At 57.5% G+C, this 15,797-nt stretch carries 16 protein-coding genes and 1 riboswitch; of the genes, 6 read left to right on the forward strand and 10 right to left on the reverse strand.

Features of this window, described 5'->3' with window-relative positions; translation table 11 throughout:
• Nucleotides 1-62: 62 nt before the first annotated feature.
• From ACOTY5_RS19225 to ACOTY5_RS19260, 8 genes are all read right to left on the reverse strand, one after another.
• Nucleotides 63-1,604 (reverse strand): sensor domain-containing diguanylate cyclase, encoded by a 1,542-nt coding sequence (locus ACOTY5_RS19225; protein ID WP_045142463.1) that lies wholly within the window; start codon nucleotides 1,602-1,604, stop codon nucleotides 63-65.
• 338 nt (nucleotides 1,605-1,942) lie between these two features.
• Nucleotides 1,943-3,070 carry a 2-iminoacetate synthase ThiH gene (gene thiH, locus ACOTY5_RS19230; RefSeq protein WP_045142464.1) on the reverse strand — a complete coding sequence of 376 codons (1,128 nt, stop codon included), beginning with the start codon at nucleotides 3,068-3,070 and terminating at the stop codon, nucleotides 1,943-1,945.
• Entirely contained in the window at nucleotides 3,070-3,837 is a 768-nt protein-coding gene (thiG, locus tag ACOTY5_RS19235) for a thiazole synthase (RefSeq protein ID WP_015569972.1), read from the reverse strand. Before thiG ends, thiH begins: the two co-directional genes overlap by 1 nt.
• Before the next feature lies 1 nt (nucleotide 3,838).
• A complete protein-coding gene (thiS, locus tag ACOTY5_RS19240) occupies nucleotides 3,839-4,039 on the reverse strand; it encodes a sulfur carrier protein ThiS (RefSeq protein WP_015569971.1) in 201 nt (66 codons plus the stop codon).
• The gene (thiF, locus tag ACOTY5_RS19245; RefSeq protein WP_023302918.1) at nucleotides 4,023-4,778 is read right to left on the reverse strand and encodes a thiazole biosynthesis adenylyltransferase ThiF; all 756 of its coding nucleotides are present in this window, start codon (nucleotides 4,776-4,778) and stop codon (nucleotides 4,023-4,025) included. Before thiF ends, thiS begins: the two co-directional genes overlap by 17 nt.
• Complete coding sequence (gene thiE / locus ACOTY5_RS19250) at nucleotides 4,765-5,406, reverse strand: thiamine phosphate synthase (protein ID WP_017384079.1); 642 nt, start codon at nucleotides 5,404-5,406, stop codon at nucleotides 4,765-4,767. Before thiE ends, thiF begins: the two co-directional genes overlap by 14 nt.
• Nucleotides 5,406-7,301, reverse strand: coding sequence for a phosphomethylpyrimidine synthase ThiC (gene thiC, locus ACOTY5_RS19255; protein WP_023302919.1), 1,896 nt, complete (start codon nucleotides 7,299-7,301; stop codon nucleotides 5,406-5,408). The genes thiE and thiC overlap by 1 nt, the downstream gene beginning before the upstream one ends.
• 78 nt (nucleotides 7,302-7,379) lie before the next feature.
• Nucleotides 7,380-7,489, reverse strand: a riboswitch (TPP riboswitch).
• Between the two features lie 54 nt (nucleotides 7,490-7,543).
• Nucleotides 7,544-8,041: an Rsd/AlgQ family anti-sigma factor gene (locus ACOTY5_RS19260; RefSeq protein WP_017384077.1), complete on the reverse strand. Its 498-nt coding sequence runs from the start codon at nucleotides 8,039-8,041 to the stop codon at nucleotides 7,544-7,546.
• A 95-nt stretch (nucleotides 8,042-8,136) separates the two neighbouring features.
• Between ACOTY5_RS19260 and nudC the strand changes: the two genes are divergently transcribed.
• From nudC to ACOTY5_RS19290, 6 genes are all read left to right on the forward strand, one after another.
• Complete coding sequence (gene nudC, locus ACOTY5_RS19265) at nucleotides 8,137-8,910, forward strand: NAD(+) diphosphatase (RefSeq protein WP_015569966.1); 774 nt, start codon at nucleotides 8,137-8,139, stop codon at nucleotides 8,908-8,910.
• 38 nt (nucleotides 8,911-8,948) lie between these two features.
• Nucleotides 8,949-10,013 (forward strand): uroporphyrinogen decarboxylase, encoded by a 1,065-nt coding sequence (hemE, locus tag ACOTY5_RS19270; protein ID WP_022650209.1) that lies wholly within the window; start codon nucleotides 8,949-8,951, stop codon nucleotides 10,011-10,013.
• A 9-nt stretch (nucleotides 10,014-10,022) separates the two neighbouring features.
• Nucleotides 10,023-10,694 (forward strand): deoxyribonuclease V, encoded by a 672-nt coding sequence (gene nfi, locus ACOTY5_RS19275; protein ID WP_023302920.1) that lies wholly within the window; start codon nucleotides 10,023-10,025, stop codon nucleotides 10,692-10,694.
• Between the two features lie 41 nt (nucleotides 10,695-10,735).
• On the forward strand, nucleotides 10,736-11,326 hold the full coding sequence (locus ACOTY5_RS19280; RefSeq protein ID WP_003862310.1) for a YjaG family protein: 591 nt from the start codon (nucleotides 10,736-10,738) through the stop codon (nucleotides 11,324-11,326).
• Between the two features lie 186 nt (nucleotides 11,327-11,512).
• A complete protein-coding gene (gene hupA / locus ACOTY5_RS19285) occupies nucleotides 11,513-11,785 on the forward strand; it encodes a nucleoid-associated protein HU-alpha (protein ID WP_002445246.1) in 273 nt (90 codons plus the stop codon).
• 11 nt (nucleotides 11,786-11,796) lie between these two features.
• Nucleotides 11,797-12,489: a DUF1481 domain-containing protein gene (locus ACOTY5_RS19290; RefSeq protein WP_017384076.1), complete on the forward strand. Its 693-nt coding sequence runs from the start codon at nucleotides 11,797-11,799 to the stop codon at nucleotides 12,487-12,489.
• Between the two features lie 48 nt (nucleotides 12,490-12,537).
• On the opposite strand, the gene purD is transcribed toward ACOTY5_RS19290, so the two are convergent.
• Entirely contained in the window at nucleotides 12,538-13,830 is a 1,293-nt protein-coding gene (gene purD / locus ACOTY5_RS19295; RefSeq protein WP_015569963.1) for a phosphoribosylamine--glycine ligase, read from the reverse strand.
• 15 nt (nucleotides 13,831-13,845) lie between these two features.
• On the reverse strand, nucleotides 13,846-15,435 hold the full coding sequence (purH, locus tag ACOTY5_RS19300; protein ID WP_017384075.1) for a bifunctional phosphoribosylaminoimidazolecarboxamide formyltransferase/IMP cyclohydrolase: 1,590 nt from the start codon (nucleotides 15,433-15,435) through the stop codon (nucleotides 13,846-13,848).
• Between the last annotated feature and the right edge of the window lie 362 nt (nucleotides 15,436-15,797).

Here is a 15,797-nt window from a genome sequence, read left to right on the forward strand (position 1 = left end):
GTTACAATTTTACAGCGGAGAGCATTCTGCCCGTCAGATCGGGCAGAATTTGAGGAAGGGTATTATCGGCTGGCCGTGCTTACGATGCGGTTTTTACCCTGTTGTTTAGCGGTATACAGCGCTTCATCTACGCTACCGATAAATTGTTCCAGCGGTTCGAAGTGCCACTCCCCCATCCCGGCGCTGAAGGTCACTCGCAGATTCTCTTCCCGCCAGGTCCGCTTTTCAACGGCGGTGCGCCAGGCTTCCAGTAGCGCGTGCGCGGAGTTCATCAGCTCGGCCGGGAATATCACGCCGAACTCTTCTCCACCGTAGCGGTAAACGGAAACGTGGTGCGGCTGCATGATCTGAATACCTTCCCGCGCCACGTTGCGCAGCACAATATCCCCGCTCAGGTGGCCCCAGGTGTCGTTAATGGATTTGAAGTTATCGATGTCGATCAGCGCCAGAACGAAGGGTTGATGAGCGGTCAGCAGCTCATCCACATCGTTATCGAACGCACGGCGATTTTTGCAACCTGTCAGCGCATCATGGGTGGCCTGACGGACATAGGCCAGCTCGCGTTCTTTATTGGTTCGAATGGTATGGCTGAGCATCGCCTCAAGGCGTGGTGCCTGGTTGACGTCGCCGGTTTTGATGGCGTTGATAATGTTCATCAGCACAGAACGCGAGGCATGACGAAGGTAAAGCCCGAACAAAATGATGATGATTGCCGCCAGCGCAAATCCCCAGCCGACGACGGTGGTTTCATGCCGGGTGATGACGTTAAGCGTGGCATCGGAGACCCGATAAATCACAAACCAGTCCGGATTGGTGAAAGAGTAGTAGTAATACCAGGTTTTACTTTTGGGGTCGAAAAGATGGCCTTCGCCGCTGGTCATTTTGTCCATCAGCGCTTCGCTTACGTACTGCTTAAAGAGCGCCCCCGTGTCCGGATGCAGCACAACGGCGCCGTCACGCTCCACGACAAAAAACTCACCCTGAACAGGCGCCACCATCTGGCGCAGGGTATACCCCATGGACGTTAAATCAAGATGGAAAGCGAGCGTGCCCTTCAGACGGCCTTCCGGTGAAATGACCGGCTTATAGAGGGTGACAGTAGGATGTTGGGTGAAATAGTCCAGATAGGGGCGGGTGTAGTGAGGAAAGTTGCTGGCTTCCGCTTGCCCGACAAACCATGGGCGGGTTCTGGCGTCGAACGACTTACTTTTCTCCGTTGGCAGCACTTCCGGCGCGCGCAGATGGCGCCCTTCTGTGTCCGCCAGAGAGATAGACGACACCGTCGGCATCAGGTTCTGCAAATGCATCAACATCTGCAAACCGTGTGTCGGATCGATATTTATTGTCTGATTTACTCTGTCGTTACGGGCGAAGTACATCGCAGCGCGACCAAGAATATAGTCATTTTCTCGCAGGATGGATTCGGTATAGTTCACCGCCAGATTATGGGTGAAATTACCATTAATTTTATGATAATCCTCAAGAAAATCCTTTCTCTGTGAAAGGATGACCAGGACGGCGATCAGCGCGAAACTGAACAGGATCCCCGCGAAGCTGACCATAATTGGCCGGGTAAAAGAGAGCTTTTTACTGTGGAGTGCCATGAGTTGTACATCAATCCAGATGGTAGACGCGTTGCGTCTGTCGATACCCTCAGCATAGTCGCTGTCCGGTTGCTGGTAGTAAATTATACAGAAGGCGATTACCGACGAGATGATTTATCTTAAGCGTAGATAAGAAACGACGTATTTATTGTATCAATTGAATTTTGTTTAAGAGGCGGAGGGCAGGGCGAAACGAGGAAGAAGCATTTTCACCCTGGTCAGCGTCCGTTGCTGACGTGGTTAAGCATAAGAAAACCGGGCAGATCGCCTCAATCGCCCGGTTATGATCTTACGAGCCGCCTCGTAACCTTTTCGCATTTTTGCAGACAGTTTCAGCGCTAATGCGAGGCTCTTCCCAGCCAGCTATCCCAGTCTTTCCACACCGGCTGTAGCCCCTGCGCAGTCAGGGCTTCCGCCACCGCTTCGGGCCGTCGGCCGTCGTGCGGTGCAAACTGTTCCAGTTCCGGGTGATCGTCCGCGTAACCGCCCGGCTGCGTTTTGGAAAAGGCGCTGACGTTATTGATCGCCAGCGGGATCGCGCGGTCGCGAAACGCGGGGGATTCACGCGTGGAGAGCGACAATTCCACTTCCGGCGCGAACAGGCGAAATGCACACAGGGTTTGCACCAGCTGGCGCTCATCCATCAGCGAGGCGGGTTCAACGCCTCCCGTACAGGGACGCAGTCGCGGGAAAGAGATGGAATAGCGGCTTTGCCAGTACTGCTGCTGTAGCCACAGCAGATGCTCCGCCACCATATAGCAGTCCACCCGCCAGCTGTCGGACAGACCGATAAGCGCGCCCAGCCCAATTTTATCGATACCGGCGCGCCCCAGCCTGTCCGGCGTTTCCAGCCGGAAGATGAAATCCTGCTTCTTCCCTTTCAGGTGATGCCGGGCATAGGTCGCCTCATGGTAGGTTTCCTGATAAACCATTACGCCGTCCAGCCCGAGGGTTTTCAGCTCCGCATATTCCTCCTGCGACAGAGGCTGCACTTCCATTTGCAACGAGGCAAATTCGCGGCGGATGGCCGGAAGATGCTGGCGAAAATAGTCCATCCCCACTTTGCCCTGATGTTCACCCGTCACCAGCAGGAGATGTTCAAAACCCATCTCACGAATAGCCGCACACTCGCGGGCGATCTCATGCTCATCCAGCGTTTTACGCTTAATACGGTTGCTCATGGAGAAACCACAGTAGGTGCAGTCATTGGCGCACAGGTTAGAAAGATAGAGCGGCACGTAAAAGCTCACCGTGTTGCCAAAACGCTGGCGGGTGAGGCGTTGCGCGCGCTGGGCCATCGGTTCAAGGTACGCGCTGGCTGCCGGAGAAAGCAGGGCCATCAAATCCTCGCGCGTCAAATGGTTGGCTGTTAATGCCCGCTCTACGTCCGCAGAGGTTTTACTGTTGATGCGTAAGGCAATATCGTCCCAGTTAAGCTGACGCCAGCGATCGGTAAAGGTAGCCATCAGAGCGCCTCCAGAAAATCGGTCAGCGGGCTGGTGGCCTGCGCCTGAACACTGCGCGAGCCGGGGCCGGACTGCCGAGCCAGCAGACCGGACTCCACGGCAAGGCGGAACGCACGCGCCATCATCACCGGGTCGTCGGCCACCGCAATCGCGGTATTGACCAGCACCGCATCGGCCCCTATCTCCAGCGCCTGCGCGGCGTGACTGGGTACGCCGATGCCCGCATCCACCACCACGGGCACGGTCGCCTGCTCAATAATGATTTCCAGCATCGCGCGGGTCTCCAGCCCCTGGTTGGAGCCAATGGGGGCGCCCAGCGGCATTACGGCCGCGCAGCCGACCTCTTCCAGACGCTTACAGAGCACGGGGTCGGCACCACAGTAGGGCAGAACGGTGAATCCCTGCTGCACCAGCTTCTCTGCCGCTTTCAGGGTTTCGATCGGATCGGGCAACAGCCAGCGGGCGTCCGGGTGAATTTCCAGCTTCAGCCAGCGGGTGCCGAGCGCTTCCCGCGCCAGTTGCGCAGCGAAAATTGCTTCCTCGGCCGTTTTTGCACCGGAGGTATTCGGTAAGAGCGTCACGCCTGCCTCCAGTAACGGCGCAAGTATGGCATCGTTGTGCTGACGCAAATCCACGCGCTTCATCGCCAGCGTCACCAGCTGGCTGCCGCTTTCACGAATGGCATCCACCATCAGTTGCGGGGAGGCGAATTTTCCGGTTCCGGTAAACAGATGTGAATCAAAGACTTTGTCGGCAATACGTAACATCTCAGCCCCCTGCGATAACCTGAAACAGCAGGATCTGGTCGCCCTCATTGACCTGCTGATGTTCCCACCGCTCGCGCGGCAGGATCTGTTGATTGAGCGCCAGCGCCGTTCCCGGCTTCAGCTGGCGCAGCATGTCGAGCAGGGCGGCAACGGTGAGATCGTCGTCGCACGTCATCGGCTCATCGTTAAACAGAATGCGCATTGCGGCCTCCGCATACCGGGCAGTGGCTGGCACGGTTTAACGCCAGATGACGCCAGCCGCTGGAGCGGGCGTCGAACAGCCGCAGCGTGTTGCGTTCTGTCTCCATGCCGCTGAGCAACTTGATGGCCTCCAGCGCCTGAAGAGTACCCATCACGCCCACCACCGGGCCCAGAATGCCTGCCGTGCGGCAGTTACGCTCCGGTTCAGCCTCGTCCGGCCACAGGCAGCGGTAGCAGCCCTGTGCCCACGGCGGCGTAAGCACCATTATTTGCCCACCGAAACCGACCGCGCTGGCGGTGATCAGCGGCGTGTTCTGCGCAACACAGGCCGCGTTGATGGCCTGACGTGTCGCCATATTGTCCGTACAGTCCAGCACCACGTCGGCAAGGGCCACTTCGCGTTGCAGATCTTCCCCGCTCAGCCGCGTCTGGAGTGCGACCAGTTCGATATCGGGGTTAAGCTGGTTCAGCCGCTGGCGCGTAACGTGCGCTTTAGGCTGGTTGATATCTTCTGTCGTAAAGAGAATTTGCCGTTGCAGATTGCTGAGATGTACCTCGTCGTCATCGGCCAGCACCAGCGTGCCCACGCCCGCGCCGGCCAGATACAGCGCGGCGGGGGTGCCTAATCCGCCCAGACCGACAATCAGTACCCGGCTGGCGAGCAGCTTTTGCTGCCCCTCGATGGCGATATCCTCCAGCAGGATCTGGCGGCTGTAACGCATAAAATCACGATCTTTCATCACCTGCTCCTGCCAGTTGTAAAAGCTGCGCGGTGGCGGCCTGCCAGTCTGCCGCCTGGGTGATAGCGCTGACGACGGCGATACTGCCGACGCCGGTCTCCAGCACCGCGGGCGCACGTTCAAGGCTGATCCCGCCGATGGCGACGGTGGGGTAATCGGCAAGGCGCTTAACGTGGGCCGCCAGCTGCGTCAAACCCTGTGGAGCGGACGGCATCTGTTTGGTTTGCGTCGGGAAAACGTGCCCGAGCGCGATATAAGAGGGGCGGGCCGCCAGCGCCACGTCGATCTCCATATCGTCGTGGGTGGAGACGCCCAGCCGCAGACCGGCGTCACGGATCGCGTTGAGATCGGTCGTTTCCAGATCTTCCTGTCCCAGATGCACGCCGTACGCCTGGTGTTTAACCGCCAGCCGCCAGTAGTCGTTGATAAACAGGCGGGCGTGGTAGCGACGTCCCAGCGCGATAGCGGCGACCACGTCGGCCTCCACCTCTTCATCGCGTTTATCCTTGATGCGTAGCTGGAGGGTGCGAACGCCAGCTTCCAGCAGGCGGGCGATCCACGCCACGCTGTCCACCACCGGGTAAAGCCCTAAGCGGAAGGGGACAGGGGGGAAATCAGGCTGGTACATTATGCCTCCTCTTTTTTGAGGTAGATTTCGCCGCCTTTCGCGCGGAAGGTTTCCGACATGTCCGCCATGCCGACTTCAATGGTCTGCGCGGCGGCATAATCACGTACTTCCTGGCTGATTTTCATCGAGCAGAATTTAGGTCCGCACATGGAGCAGAAGTGCGCCACTTTGCCCGATTCCTGCGGCAGGGTTTCGTCGTGATAGGCGCGGGCGGTGAACGGATCGAGGGCCAGGTTAAACTGGTCTTCCCAGCGGAATTCAAAGCGCGCTTTGGACATGGCGTTGTCGCGGATTTGCGCGCCCGGATGGCCTTTCGCCAGATCCGCCGCGTGGGCGGCAATCTTGTAGGTGATCAGCCCCTGCTTCACGTCCTCTTTGTTTGGCAGCCCGAGGTGCTCTTTCGGCGTCACGTAGCAGAGCATGGCGCAGCCGAACCAGCCGATCATCGCCGCGCCAATGCCTGACGTGAAGTGGTCGTAGCCCGGCGCAATATCGGTGGTCAACGGCCCCAGGGTGTAGAACGGTGCTTCGTGGCAGTGCTCCAGCTCCTCGGTCATGTTGCGACGGATCATCTGCATCGGCACATGGCCCGGGCCTTCAATCATCACCTGCACATCGTACTCCCAGGCGATTTTGGTCAGCTCGCCCAGCGTGTGCAGCTCGGCAAACTGCGCCTCGTCGTTAGCATCGCGGATGGAGCCAGGACGCAGGCCGTCGCCCAGCGACAGGGAGACGTCGTACGCGGCGCAAATTTCGCAGATTTCGCGGAAGTGTTCGTAGAGGAAGTTTTCCTGATGATGGGAAAGGCACCATTTCGCCATAATCGAACCGCCGCGTGAGACGATACCGGTCAGACGTTTCGCCGTCATCGGCACGTAGCGCAGCAGCACGCCCGCGTGGATGGTGAAGTAGTCCACGCCCTGCTCGGCCTGCTCCAGCAGCGTGTCGCGGAACGCTTCCCAGGTGAGGTTTTCGGCGATGCCGTTGACCTTCTCCAGCGCCTGATAAATCGGGACGGTGCCAATCGGCACCGGGCTGTTACGCAGGATCCACTCGCGGGTCTCATGAATATAGCGGCCAGTGGAAAGGTCCATCACCGTGTCCGCGCCCCAGCGCGTCGACCAGACCAGCTTTTCCACCTCTTCTTCGATGGATGACGTCACCGCTGAGTTGCCGATGTTGGCGTTGACCTTCACCAGGAAGTTGCGGCCGATAATCATCGGCTCGGATTCCGGATGGTTGATATTGGCGGGGATAATGGCGCGCCCGGCGGCCACTTCGTCACGCACAAATTCCGGCGTGATGTTTTCCGGCAGGCGAGCGCCAAACCCTTCACCAGGATGCTGGTGGCGCAGCACTTCGCTGCGGATGCGCTCGCGGCCCATGTTTTCGCGGATGGCGATGAACTCCATCTCCGGCGTGACGATACCCTGGCGCGCGTAGTGCAGCTGGGTGACGCATTTGCCCGCTTTAGCGCGTTTTGGCGTCAGAAGGCCGGTAAAGCGCAGCGCGTCCAGACCGTCGTCGGCCAGGCGCGCGTTGGTGTACGCCGAGCTGCGCACGCTCAGCTCTTCGCAGTCGTTACGGGCGTCAATCCACGGCTGGCGCAGTTTTGCCAGACCCTGCTGTACGTTGATAGCAACAGAAGGATCGCCGTACGGGCCGGAGGTGTCGTATACCGGCACGGCTTCGTTGTCTTCAAACTGCGGGTTCTCTTTGCTGCCGCCGATAAGCGTCGGGCTGAGCTGGATTTCGCGCATCGGGACGCGGATATCAGCCTGTGAGCCGGAAATGTAGATGCGTTTCGAGTTCGGGAAAGCGGTGCCTTCCAGGGTGTCGATGAAGCGTTGTGCGTGTTCGCGCTGTTCGCGGCGGGTCAGTTTTGCAGTAGACATAGCTCATTCCAGATGTGAAGGACATGGCTTGTCAGACGACGGATGAAGCAAGAGAAGATCGCCGGGGGGCGATACAACAGCAGTGTGACTCTTGTTCCCTTCGCAGGTATTAACCTGATCAGGTTCCGCGGATCCCGAATTAACGGTCTCAGCCCGTGCTTTCACACTGGGCACTCCGACAAGAAAAATCCCCCTCGTGAGAGGGGCGAATGGTTGTAAATTACTCGTTAACGATTAAGAACTCAAGCAGGGCGCGCAACGTTATCGCTGGTGCTGATATTCAGGTTGTTGTCCAGCACGAGGGCGATGAGCTTGTCTTCCAGCGTGAATCGCTCTTCCAGCGCTTCGCCAAGGTCGGAAAGCGCCTGCTGAAACTCAAGATAGTTATCGTGATCGATAGCGTTCTCTAGCGTGGAATCGTAGTAGTCCATGATCTGCTGGGTGTTGGCTTCCAGCAGCGGACAGAGTTTGCTGGCCGCTAAATACGGCGTTGTCCCTTCCATTTCGCGGATAATGCGTTCATAAAGGTTGAAATGGCCGTCGGAAAGGTAGTCGACCAGGCTCTGACAGAAGTCGTCCAGCGCTTTTTCATTCAGCCGCATAAAGGATTCTTTGCCAGGCTTAAGACCAACCAGATTGTAATACGCCACGAGTAGATGCTTGCGCACATGTAGCCAGCGATCCACCAGGGTGTTACTTCCTCCAACGCGCTCAGTCAGGCTTTCCAGCTGGTTTAACATGGTCGACTCCATAAGGTTTAGAATGGGATCTGCTTATCCAAAATGTAACCATAATGCTAACAACATGTCAGTGAAGCGAAGGTAGTGCAATAGATATGGATCGTATTATTGAAAAATCAGATCTGGGTTGGTGGATCGTCAGTCACGAACAAAAATTATGGCTGCCCGGTGGGGAGATACCCTACGGTGCGGCAGACATCTTCGATCTCGTCGGCCAACCGGCGCTGCGGATCGGCGAGTGGCAGGGCGATCCGGTATGGTTGATCCAACAGGCTCGTCGTCAGGATATGGGATCCGTTCGTCAGGTGTTGGATCGGGATGTCGGCCTGTTCCAGCTGGCGGGGCGCGGCGTGCAGCTGGCGGAGTTTTACCGCTCGCACAAATACTGCGGCTACTGCGGCCACACCATGCACCCGAGCAAAACCGAGTGGGCAATGCTTTGCGGCCACTGCCGTGAACGCTATTACCCGCAAATCGCACCGTGCATCATTGTCGCCATCCGCCGTGATGATTCCATCCTGCTGGCGCAGCATACCCGCCATCGCAACGGCATTCACACCGTCCTCGCCGGGTTCGTGGAAGTCGGCGAAACGCTGGAACAGGCGGTGGCGCGCGAGGTGATGGAGGAGAGCGGCATTAAGGTGAAAAACCTGCGCTATGTGACATCGCAGCCGTGGCCGTTCCCGATGTCCCTGATGACCGCGTTTATGGCGGAATACGACAGCGGCGAGATTGTTATCGATCAGAAAGAGCTGCTGGAGGCGAACTGGTATCGCTACGACGATTTACCGCTGCTGCCCCCACCGGGAACGGTGGCGCGTCGCCTGATAGAAGATACCGTGGCAATGTGTCGGGCCGAGTATGAGTAGTGTTACACTGACGGACTGACGCAATAAGGAACTGCAAAATGACCGAACTGAAGAACGATCGTTATCTGCGTGCGCTGCTGCGCCAGCCCGTTGATGTCACCCCGGTGTGGATGATGCGCCAGGCGGGACGCTATCTGCCAGAGTACAAAGCCACGCGCGCGCAGGCAGGCGATTTTATGTCGCTGTGCAAAAACGCCGAGCTGGCCTGTGAAGTGACGCTCCAGCCGCTGCGCCGCTTCCCGCTCGATGCCGCCATTCTTTTTTCGGACATTCTCACCATTCCGGATGCGATGGGCCTTGGGCTCTATTTCGAAACCGGAGAAGGCCCGCGTTTTACCTCTCCGATCAAAAGCAAAGCCGACGTTGATAAGCTGCCGATCCCCGATCCTGAAGGCGAGCTGGGCTATGTGATGAACGCCGTGCGCACCATTCGCCGCGAACTGAAAGGCGACGTGCCGCTGATTGGCTTCTCCGGTAGTCCGTGGACGCTGGCCACCTACATGGTGGAAGGCGGCAGCAGCAAAGCCTTTACCGTCATCAAAAAGATGATGTACGCCGAGCCGCTGGCCCTGCATGCCCTGCTCGACAAGCTGGCGAAGAGCGTCACGCTCTATCTCAACGCGCAGATTAAAGCGGGCGCGCAGTCGGTGATGATTTTCGACACCTGGGGCGGCGTGCTGACCGGACGTGATTATCAGCAGTTCTCCCTGTACTACATGCACAAAATTGTCGATGGCCTGCTGCGTGAAAACGAAGGCCGTCGCGTGCCGGTGACGCTGTTTACCAAAGGCGGCGGTCAGTGGCTGGAAGCGATGGCGGCCACCGGCTGCGACGCGCTGGGCCTCGACTGGACCACCGATATTGCCGATGCGCGCCGTCGCGTGGGGGACAAAGTGGCGCTCCAGGGCAACATGGATCCGTCCATGCTCTATGCGCAGCCTGCCCGTATCGAAGAAGAAGTGTCGACTATACTGTCTGGTTTCGGCCAGGGCGAAGGCCACGTCTTCAACCTCGGTCACGGTATTCATCAGGATGTACCGCCAGAACACGCTGGCGTATTTGTGGAGGCGGTGCATCGGCTTTCTGCCCAGTATCATAAGTAAGGAGTGGTTATGGATCTCGCGTCGCTACGCGCTCAGCAAATCGAACTGGCTTCATCAGTGATCCGCGAGGATCGTCTGGATACGGACCCTCCGCGGTACATTGGCGGGGCGGACGTCGGATTTGAGCAGGGCGGTGAAGTGACGCGAGCGGCGATGGTGGTGCTGAAATACCCTTCGCTAGAGCTGGTGGAGTACAAGGTGGCGCGTATCGCCACTACCATGCCCTATATCCCCGGCTTTCTCTCCTTCCGCGAATATCCCGCGCTGCTGGCCGCGTGGGAGCAACTCTCGCGAAAACCCGATCTGCTGTTTGTTGATGGGCATGGTATCTCCCATCCGCGTCGCTTAGGCGTCGCCAGCCACTTTGGTCTGCTGGTGGACGTGCCGACCATCGGCGTGGCGAAAAAACGCCTGTGCGGCGCGTTTGAGCCGCTCTCTGCCGAACCGGGCGCGCTGGCGCCGCTTATCCATAAAGGCGAGCAGCTGGCGTGGGTCTGGCGCAGTAAAGCGCGCTGCAACCCGTTGTTTATCGCCACCGGGCATCGGGTCAGCATGGATAGCGCACTGGCGTGGGTGCAACGCTGTATGAAGGGCTACCGTTTACCGGAGCCAACCCGCTGGGCTGACGCCGTGGCCTCTTCACGTCCGGCATTCATTCGTTGGCAGGAAATTCAGCCGTGATTCAGGTAAACTGCGGCTAATTTTCGATTCGAGACATCATCATGTTACAAAACCCGATTCATCTGCGCCTTGAGAAGCTGGAAAGCTGGCAGCACGTGACGTTTATGGCTTGCCTGTGCGAGCGCATGTATCCCAACTATGCCGCGTTCTGCAAGCAGACGGCGTTTGGCGAAGGCCAGATTTATCGTCGTATCCTGGATTTAATCTGGGAGACGCTGACGGTCAAAGATGCGAAGGTAAATTTTGACTCTCAGCTCGAAAAGCTGGAAGAGGCTATTCCGGCTGCGGATGATTTCGACCTGTATGGCGTCTACCCGGCCATTGATGCCTGTGTGGCGTTGAGCGAGCTGATCCACTCCCGTCTGAGCGGTGAAACCCTGGAACACGCCATTGAAGTCAGTAAGGCATCCATTACCACCGTTGCGATGCTGGAAATGACCCAGGAAGGCCGTGAAATGACCGACGAGGAGCTGCGTGCTAACCCGGCGGTTGAACAGGAATGGGATATTCAGTGGGAAATTTTCCGTCTGCTGGCGGAGTGTGAAGAACGTGATATTGAGCTGATCAAAGGGCTTCGCGCGGACCTTCGCGAGGCCGGTGAGAGCAATATTGGTATAATTTTTAACCAATGAGACAACAAAACGTGATTTAACGCCTGTTTTGTCACTCCTCGACTCTTCCCTTTCGCCCCCCGTCTGGTCTACATTTGGGGGGCGAAAAAAAGTGGCTATCGGTGCGTGTATGCAGGAGAGTGCTTTTTTGGCATTTTCGTCGCACTCGATGCTTAGCAAGCGATAAACACATTGAAAGGATAACTTATGAACAAGACTCAACTGATTGATGTAATTGCGGACAAGGCTGATCTGTCTAAAGTGCAGGCTAAAGCTGCTCTGGAATCTACCCTGGCTGCTATTACTGAGTCTCTGAAAGAAGGCGATGCTGTACAACTGGTTGGTTTCGGTACCTTCAAAGTGAACCACCGCGCTGAGCGTACTGGCCGCAACCCGCAGACCGGTAAAGAAATCAAAATCGCCGCAGCTAACGTGCCGGCATTTGTTTCTGGTAAAGCACTGAAAGACGCAGTTAAGTAAGACGCGTGGCAGTGAACAGTTTTAACGAAGGGGCGGCAACGCCCCTTTTGTCATTCTGGCGTGGAACGCTCGCGCTGGCAGGCGTACTGTTGCTGTCTGCCTGTAGCCATGATTCCTCACTCCCCCCGTTTACCGCCAGCGGCTATGCTGACAACCAGGGTGCGGTCAGGATCTGGCGCAAAGATTCCAGCGATGAAGTCCATATGCTCACCGCATTCAGCCCGTGGCATAACGGCAACACCTCGACCGCAGAATACCGCTGGCAGGGCGATGCGCTGTCGCTCATTGAACTGAATATCTACAGTAAGACTCCCGAACACGTGAAGGTGCGTTTCGACGACCACGGCGAGCTGAGCTTTATGCAGCATGAGGTCAGTGGACTGAAACAGCAGCTTTCCAGCGATCAGGTCGCTCTCTACCGCTACCGTGCTGAACAACTCCGCCAGACCAGCGATGCGCTGCGTCAGGGCCGCGTGGTGCTGCGCCAGGGGCGCTGGCATGCCGACGGCACGGTGACCACCTGCGAAGGGCAGACGGTGAAGCCTGAGCTTGAATCCTGGGCAACCGAACACATTCAGCGTCGTCAGCGGCATTCATCTGTGGAGGTGAGTGTGGCATGGCTGGAAGCGCCGGAAGGCTCTCAGCTGTTGCTGGTGGCGAATGAAGATTTCTGCACCTGGCAGCCGACAGAGAAGAGTTTCTGACGTAAATCCCCTCTCCCTGTGGGAGAGGGTTAGGGTGAGGGTGTGAAATTACTCTCCCTGCTCCCGCGCAATGGCACGATAGCCGATATCCTGGCGGCTGAAGCTGCCATTCCAGTGAATATCCGCCATCAGCGCATAGGCGCGCTTCTGCGCCTCTGCCACGGTCTGGCCCAGCGCGGTCGCACACAACACGCGACCGCCGTTGGTGAGCACGCGGTCGTCGTCAGAGAGCTTGGTACCGGCGTGGAATACCTTCGCACCGTCAATCTCTTCCAGCGGCAGGCCGTGGATCTCATCTCCGGTGTTGTAGCTACCCGGATAGCCACCCGCAGCAATCACCACACCTAAAGAGGCACGCTCGTCCCACTCGGAAGTTTTCTCGTCCAGCTTGCCTTCGCACGCCGCCAGACACAGATCAACCAGATCGGACTTCATGCGCAGCATGATCGGCTGGGTTTCCGGATCGCCGAAGCGGCAGTTGAATTCAATCACCTTCGGGTTACCCTGCTTGTCGATCATCAGGCCTGCGTAAAGGAAACCGGTGTAGGTATTGCCTTCCGCAGCCATCCCCTTCACGGTTGGCCAGATGATGCGGTCCATGGTGCGCTGGTGTACTTCGTCAGTGACCACCGGAGCAGGGGAGTAAGCCCCCATCCCGCCGGTGTTTGGCCCCGTGTCGGCATTGCCTACGCGCTTGTGATCCTGGCTGGTCGCCATCGGCAGAACGTGCTCGCCGTCAACCATCACGATAAAGCTCGCTTCTTCGCCGTCGAGGAACTCTTCAATCACGATGCGGTGGCCCGCGTCGCCAAAGGCGTTACCCGCCAGCATATCCTGCACGGCGGCTTCCGCTTCTTCGAGGGTCATCGCCACGATAACGCCTTTCCCGGCAGCCAGGCCGTCGGCTTTGATCACAATCGGCGCGCCTTTTTCACGCAGGTAAGCCAGAGCAGGCTCTACCTCGGTGAAGTTCTGATATTCCGCCGTCGGGATGTTATGACGCGCGAGAAAATCTTTGGTGAAGGCTTTTGAGCCTTCCAGCTGCGCAGCCCCTTCCGTTGGGCCGAAAATTTTCAGGCCCGCGGCGCGGAAGGCATCTACAACGCCGATCACCAGCGGTGCTTCCGGGCCAACAATCGTCAGATCGATATTCTCGTTTTGGGCAAAGCTCAGCAGCGCCGGGATGTCGGTTACACCGATGGCGACGTTCTGTAGTGCGGGCTCCAGCGCGGTCCCGGCGTTACCCGGTGCCACAAAGACGGTTTCAACCTGCGGAGACTGCGCTGCTTTCCACGCCAGGGCGTGCTCGCGCCCGCCGTTACCAATCACTAATACTTTCATTTTCTGCTCCGGGAATTAATGGCGGAAGTGGCGCATGTCGGTGAAGATCATTGCGATGCCATGCTCGTCGGCAGCGGCAATCACTTCGTCATCACGGATTGAACCGCCAGGCTGGATCACACAGGTGATGCCCACAGCAGCGGCCGCGTCGATACCGTCACGGAACGGGAAGAAGGCGTCAGAAGCCATGGCGGAACCTTTGACTTCCAGACCTTCGTCACCTGCTTTAATACCCGCGATTTTCGCAGAGTAAACGCGGCTCATCTGGCCTGCGCCTATTCCGATGGTCATGTTCTCTTTGGCGTAGACGATGGCGTTGGATTTCACAAACTTCGCCACTTTCCAGCAGAACAGCGCGTCACGCAGTTCCTGCTCGGTTGGCTGACGTTTGGTGACGACACGCAGATCGGCTTCGCCCACCATACCCAGATCGCGGTCCTGAACCAGCAGCCCGCCGTTCACGCGCTTGAAGTCCAGGCCCGGGACGCGTTCTGCCCACTGGCCGCAAACCAGTACGCGCACGTTCTGTTTCGCCGCGGTGATTTTCAGCGCCTCTTCGGATGCTGATGGCGCGATGATCACTTCGACAAACTGACGGGAGATGATGGCCTGCGCGGTTTCCGCATCCAGCTCGCGGTTGAAGGCGATAATGCCGCCGAACGCGGAGGTCGGGTCGGTTTTGTAGGCGCGATCGTAAGCTTCCAGAATAGACGCACTTACCGCAACGCCGCATGGGTTGGCGTGCTTGACGATAACGCAGGCTGGCTCGCTGAACTCTTTCACGCATTCCAGCGCGGCGTCGGTATCGGCAATGTTGTTATAGGAGAGGGCTTTGCCCTGTACCTGCTGGGCAGTCGCTACAGAGGCTTCTTTTACCTCTTCTTCTATATAGAAGGCAGCCTGCTGGTGGCTGTTCTCGCCGTAACGCATATCCTGCTTCTTAATGAAGTTCAGATTCAGGGTGCGCGGGAAGCGGCCAGAAGGATCTTTGCTTTCACCGTGGTAGGCAGGTACCAGGCTACCGAAGTAGTTGGCGATCATGCTGTCGTAGGCGGCGGTATGCTCGAAGGCTTTGATGGCGAGATCGAAACGCGTTTCAAGCGTCAGGGACCCTTCGTTGGCATCCATCTCATTAATAATGGCGTTGTAGTCACTACTCTTTACCACGATGGCCACATCTTTATGGTTCTTGGCTGCGGAGCGCACCATGGTCGGGCCGCCGATGTCGATATTCTCAACAGCGTCTTCCAGAGAACAGCCTTCGCGGGCAACGGTCTGGGCGAACGGGTAGAGGTTAACGACCACCATGTCGATGGGGGCAATATTGTGCTGCTCCATAATGCTGTCGTCCTGACCGCGACGGCCCAGAATACCGCCGTGCACTTTCGGATGCAGGGTTTTGACGCGTCCATCCATCATTTCCGGGAAACCGGTGTAATCGGACACTTCGGTTACCGGCAGACCTTTCTCTGCTAACAGGCGCGCGGTGCCACCTGTAGAAAGCAGCTCCACACCGCGTGCGGAAAGTGCCTGAGCGAATTCGACGATACCGGCTTTATCAGAAACACTGAGCAGAGCGCGGCGGACTGGACGACGTTGTTGCATGGTAAATCCCCTGGATTTCACGATTACAGAGAGCGTTAGATGAATTTTCCAGCGAAAAACTCATCTAACACACCTGACGAGGCCTCCTTGTTAAGCGCGAGCATTTTAACGAAAACGTTTGCGCAACGCTCGCATATTTTCACTTTTTCGCAGTGCTGTGGATAACTCTGTGTGTAAAAGGGTATAAGGCGGGGTTTTGCTGGGGAATGCAGCAGTCAGTCATTTTTCTGTCATTTAGCGGTTGCGGCCTGCGGAGAACTCCCTATAATGCGCCTCCATCGACACGGCGGATGTGAATCACTTCACAGACAACCCGGTCGGTTGAAGAGAAAAAATCCTGAAATAACGGGTTGACTCTGAAA

It is taken from the genome of Enterobacter cloacae complex sp. SHL018 (assembly GCF_049237905.1).
Classification (GTDB): Bacteria; Pseudomonadota; Gammaproteobacteria; order Enterobacterales; family Enterobacteriaceae; genus Enterobacter; species Enterobacter hormaechei_C.

Coding starts and splice junctions, on each gene's coding strand:
- ACOTY5_RS19225 (WP_045142463.1), bottom strand. CDS start 1,604: ATGGCACTCCACAGTAAAAAGCTCTCTTTTACCCGGCCAATTATGGTC.
- thiH (WP_045142464.1), bottom strand. CDS start 3,070: ATGGCTACCTTTACCGATCGCTGGCGTCAGCTTAACTGGGACGATATT.
- thiG (WP_015569972.1), bottom strand. CDS start 3,837: ATGTTACGTATTGCCGACAAAGTCTTTGATTCACATCTGTTTACCGGA.
- thiS (WP_015569971.1), bottom strand. CDS start 4,039: ATGCGCATTCTGTTTAACGATGAGCCGATGACGTGCGACGACGATCTC.
- thiF (WP_023302918.1), bottom strand. CDS start 4,778: ATGAAAGATCGTGATTTTATGCGTTACAGCCGCCAGATCCTGCTGGAG.
- thiE (WP_017384079.1), bottom strand. CDS start 5,406: ATGTACCAGCCTGATTTCCCCCCTGTCCCCTTCCGCTTAGGGCTTTAC.
- thiC (WP_023302919.1), bottom strand. CDS start 7,301: ATGTCTACTGCAAAACTGACCCGCCGCGAACAGCGCGAACACGCACAA.
- ACOTY5_RS19260 (WP_017384077.1), bottom strand. CDS start 8,041: ATGTTAAACCAGCTGGAAAGCCTGACTGAGCGCGTTGGAGGAAGTAAC.
- nudC (WP_015569966.1), top strand. CDS start 8,137: ATGGATCGTATTATTGAAAAATCAGATCTGGGTTGGTGGATCGTCAGT.
- hemE (WP_022650209.1), top strand. CDS start 8,949: ATGACCGAACTGAAGAACGATCGTTATCTGCGTGCGCTGCTGCGCCAG.
- nfi (WP_023302920.1), top strand. CDS start 10,023: ATGGATCTCGCGTCGCTACGCGCTCAGCAAATCGAACTGGCTTCATCA.
- ACOTY5_RS19280 (WP_003862310.1), top strand. CDS start 10,736: ATGTTACAAAACCCGATTCATCTGCGCCTTGAGAAGCTGGAAAGCTGG.
- hupA (WP_002445246.1), top strand. CDS start 11,513: ATGAACAAGACTCAACTGATTGATGTAATTGCGGACAAGGCTGATCTG.
- purD (WP_015569963.1), bottom strand. CDS start 13,830: ATGAAAGTATTAGTGATTGGTAACGGCGGGCGCGAGCACGCCCTGGCG.
- purH (WP_017384075.1), bottom strand. CDS start 15,435: ATGCAACAACGTCGTCCAGTCCGCCGCGCTCTGCTCAGTGTTTCTGAT.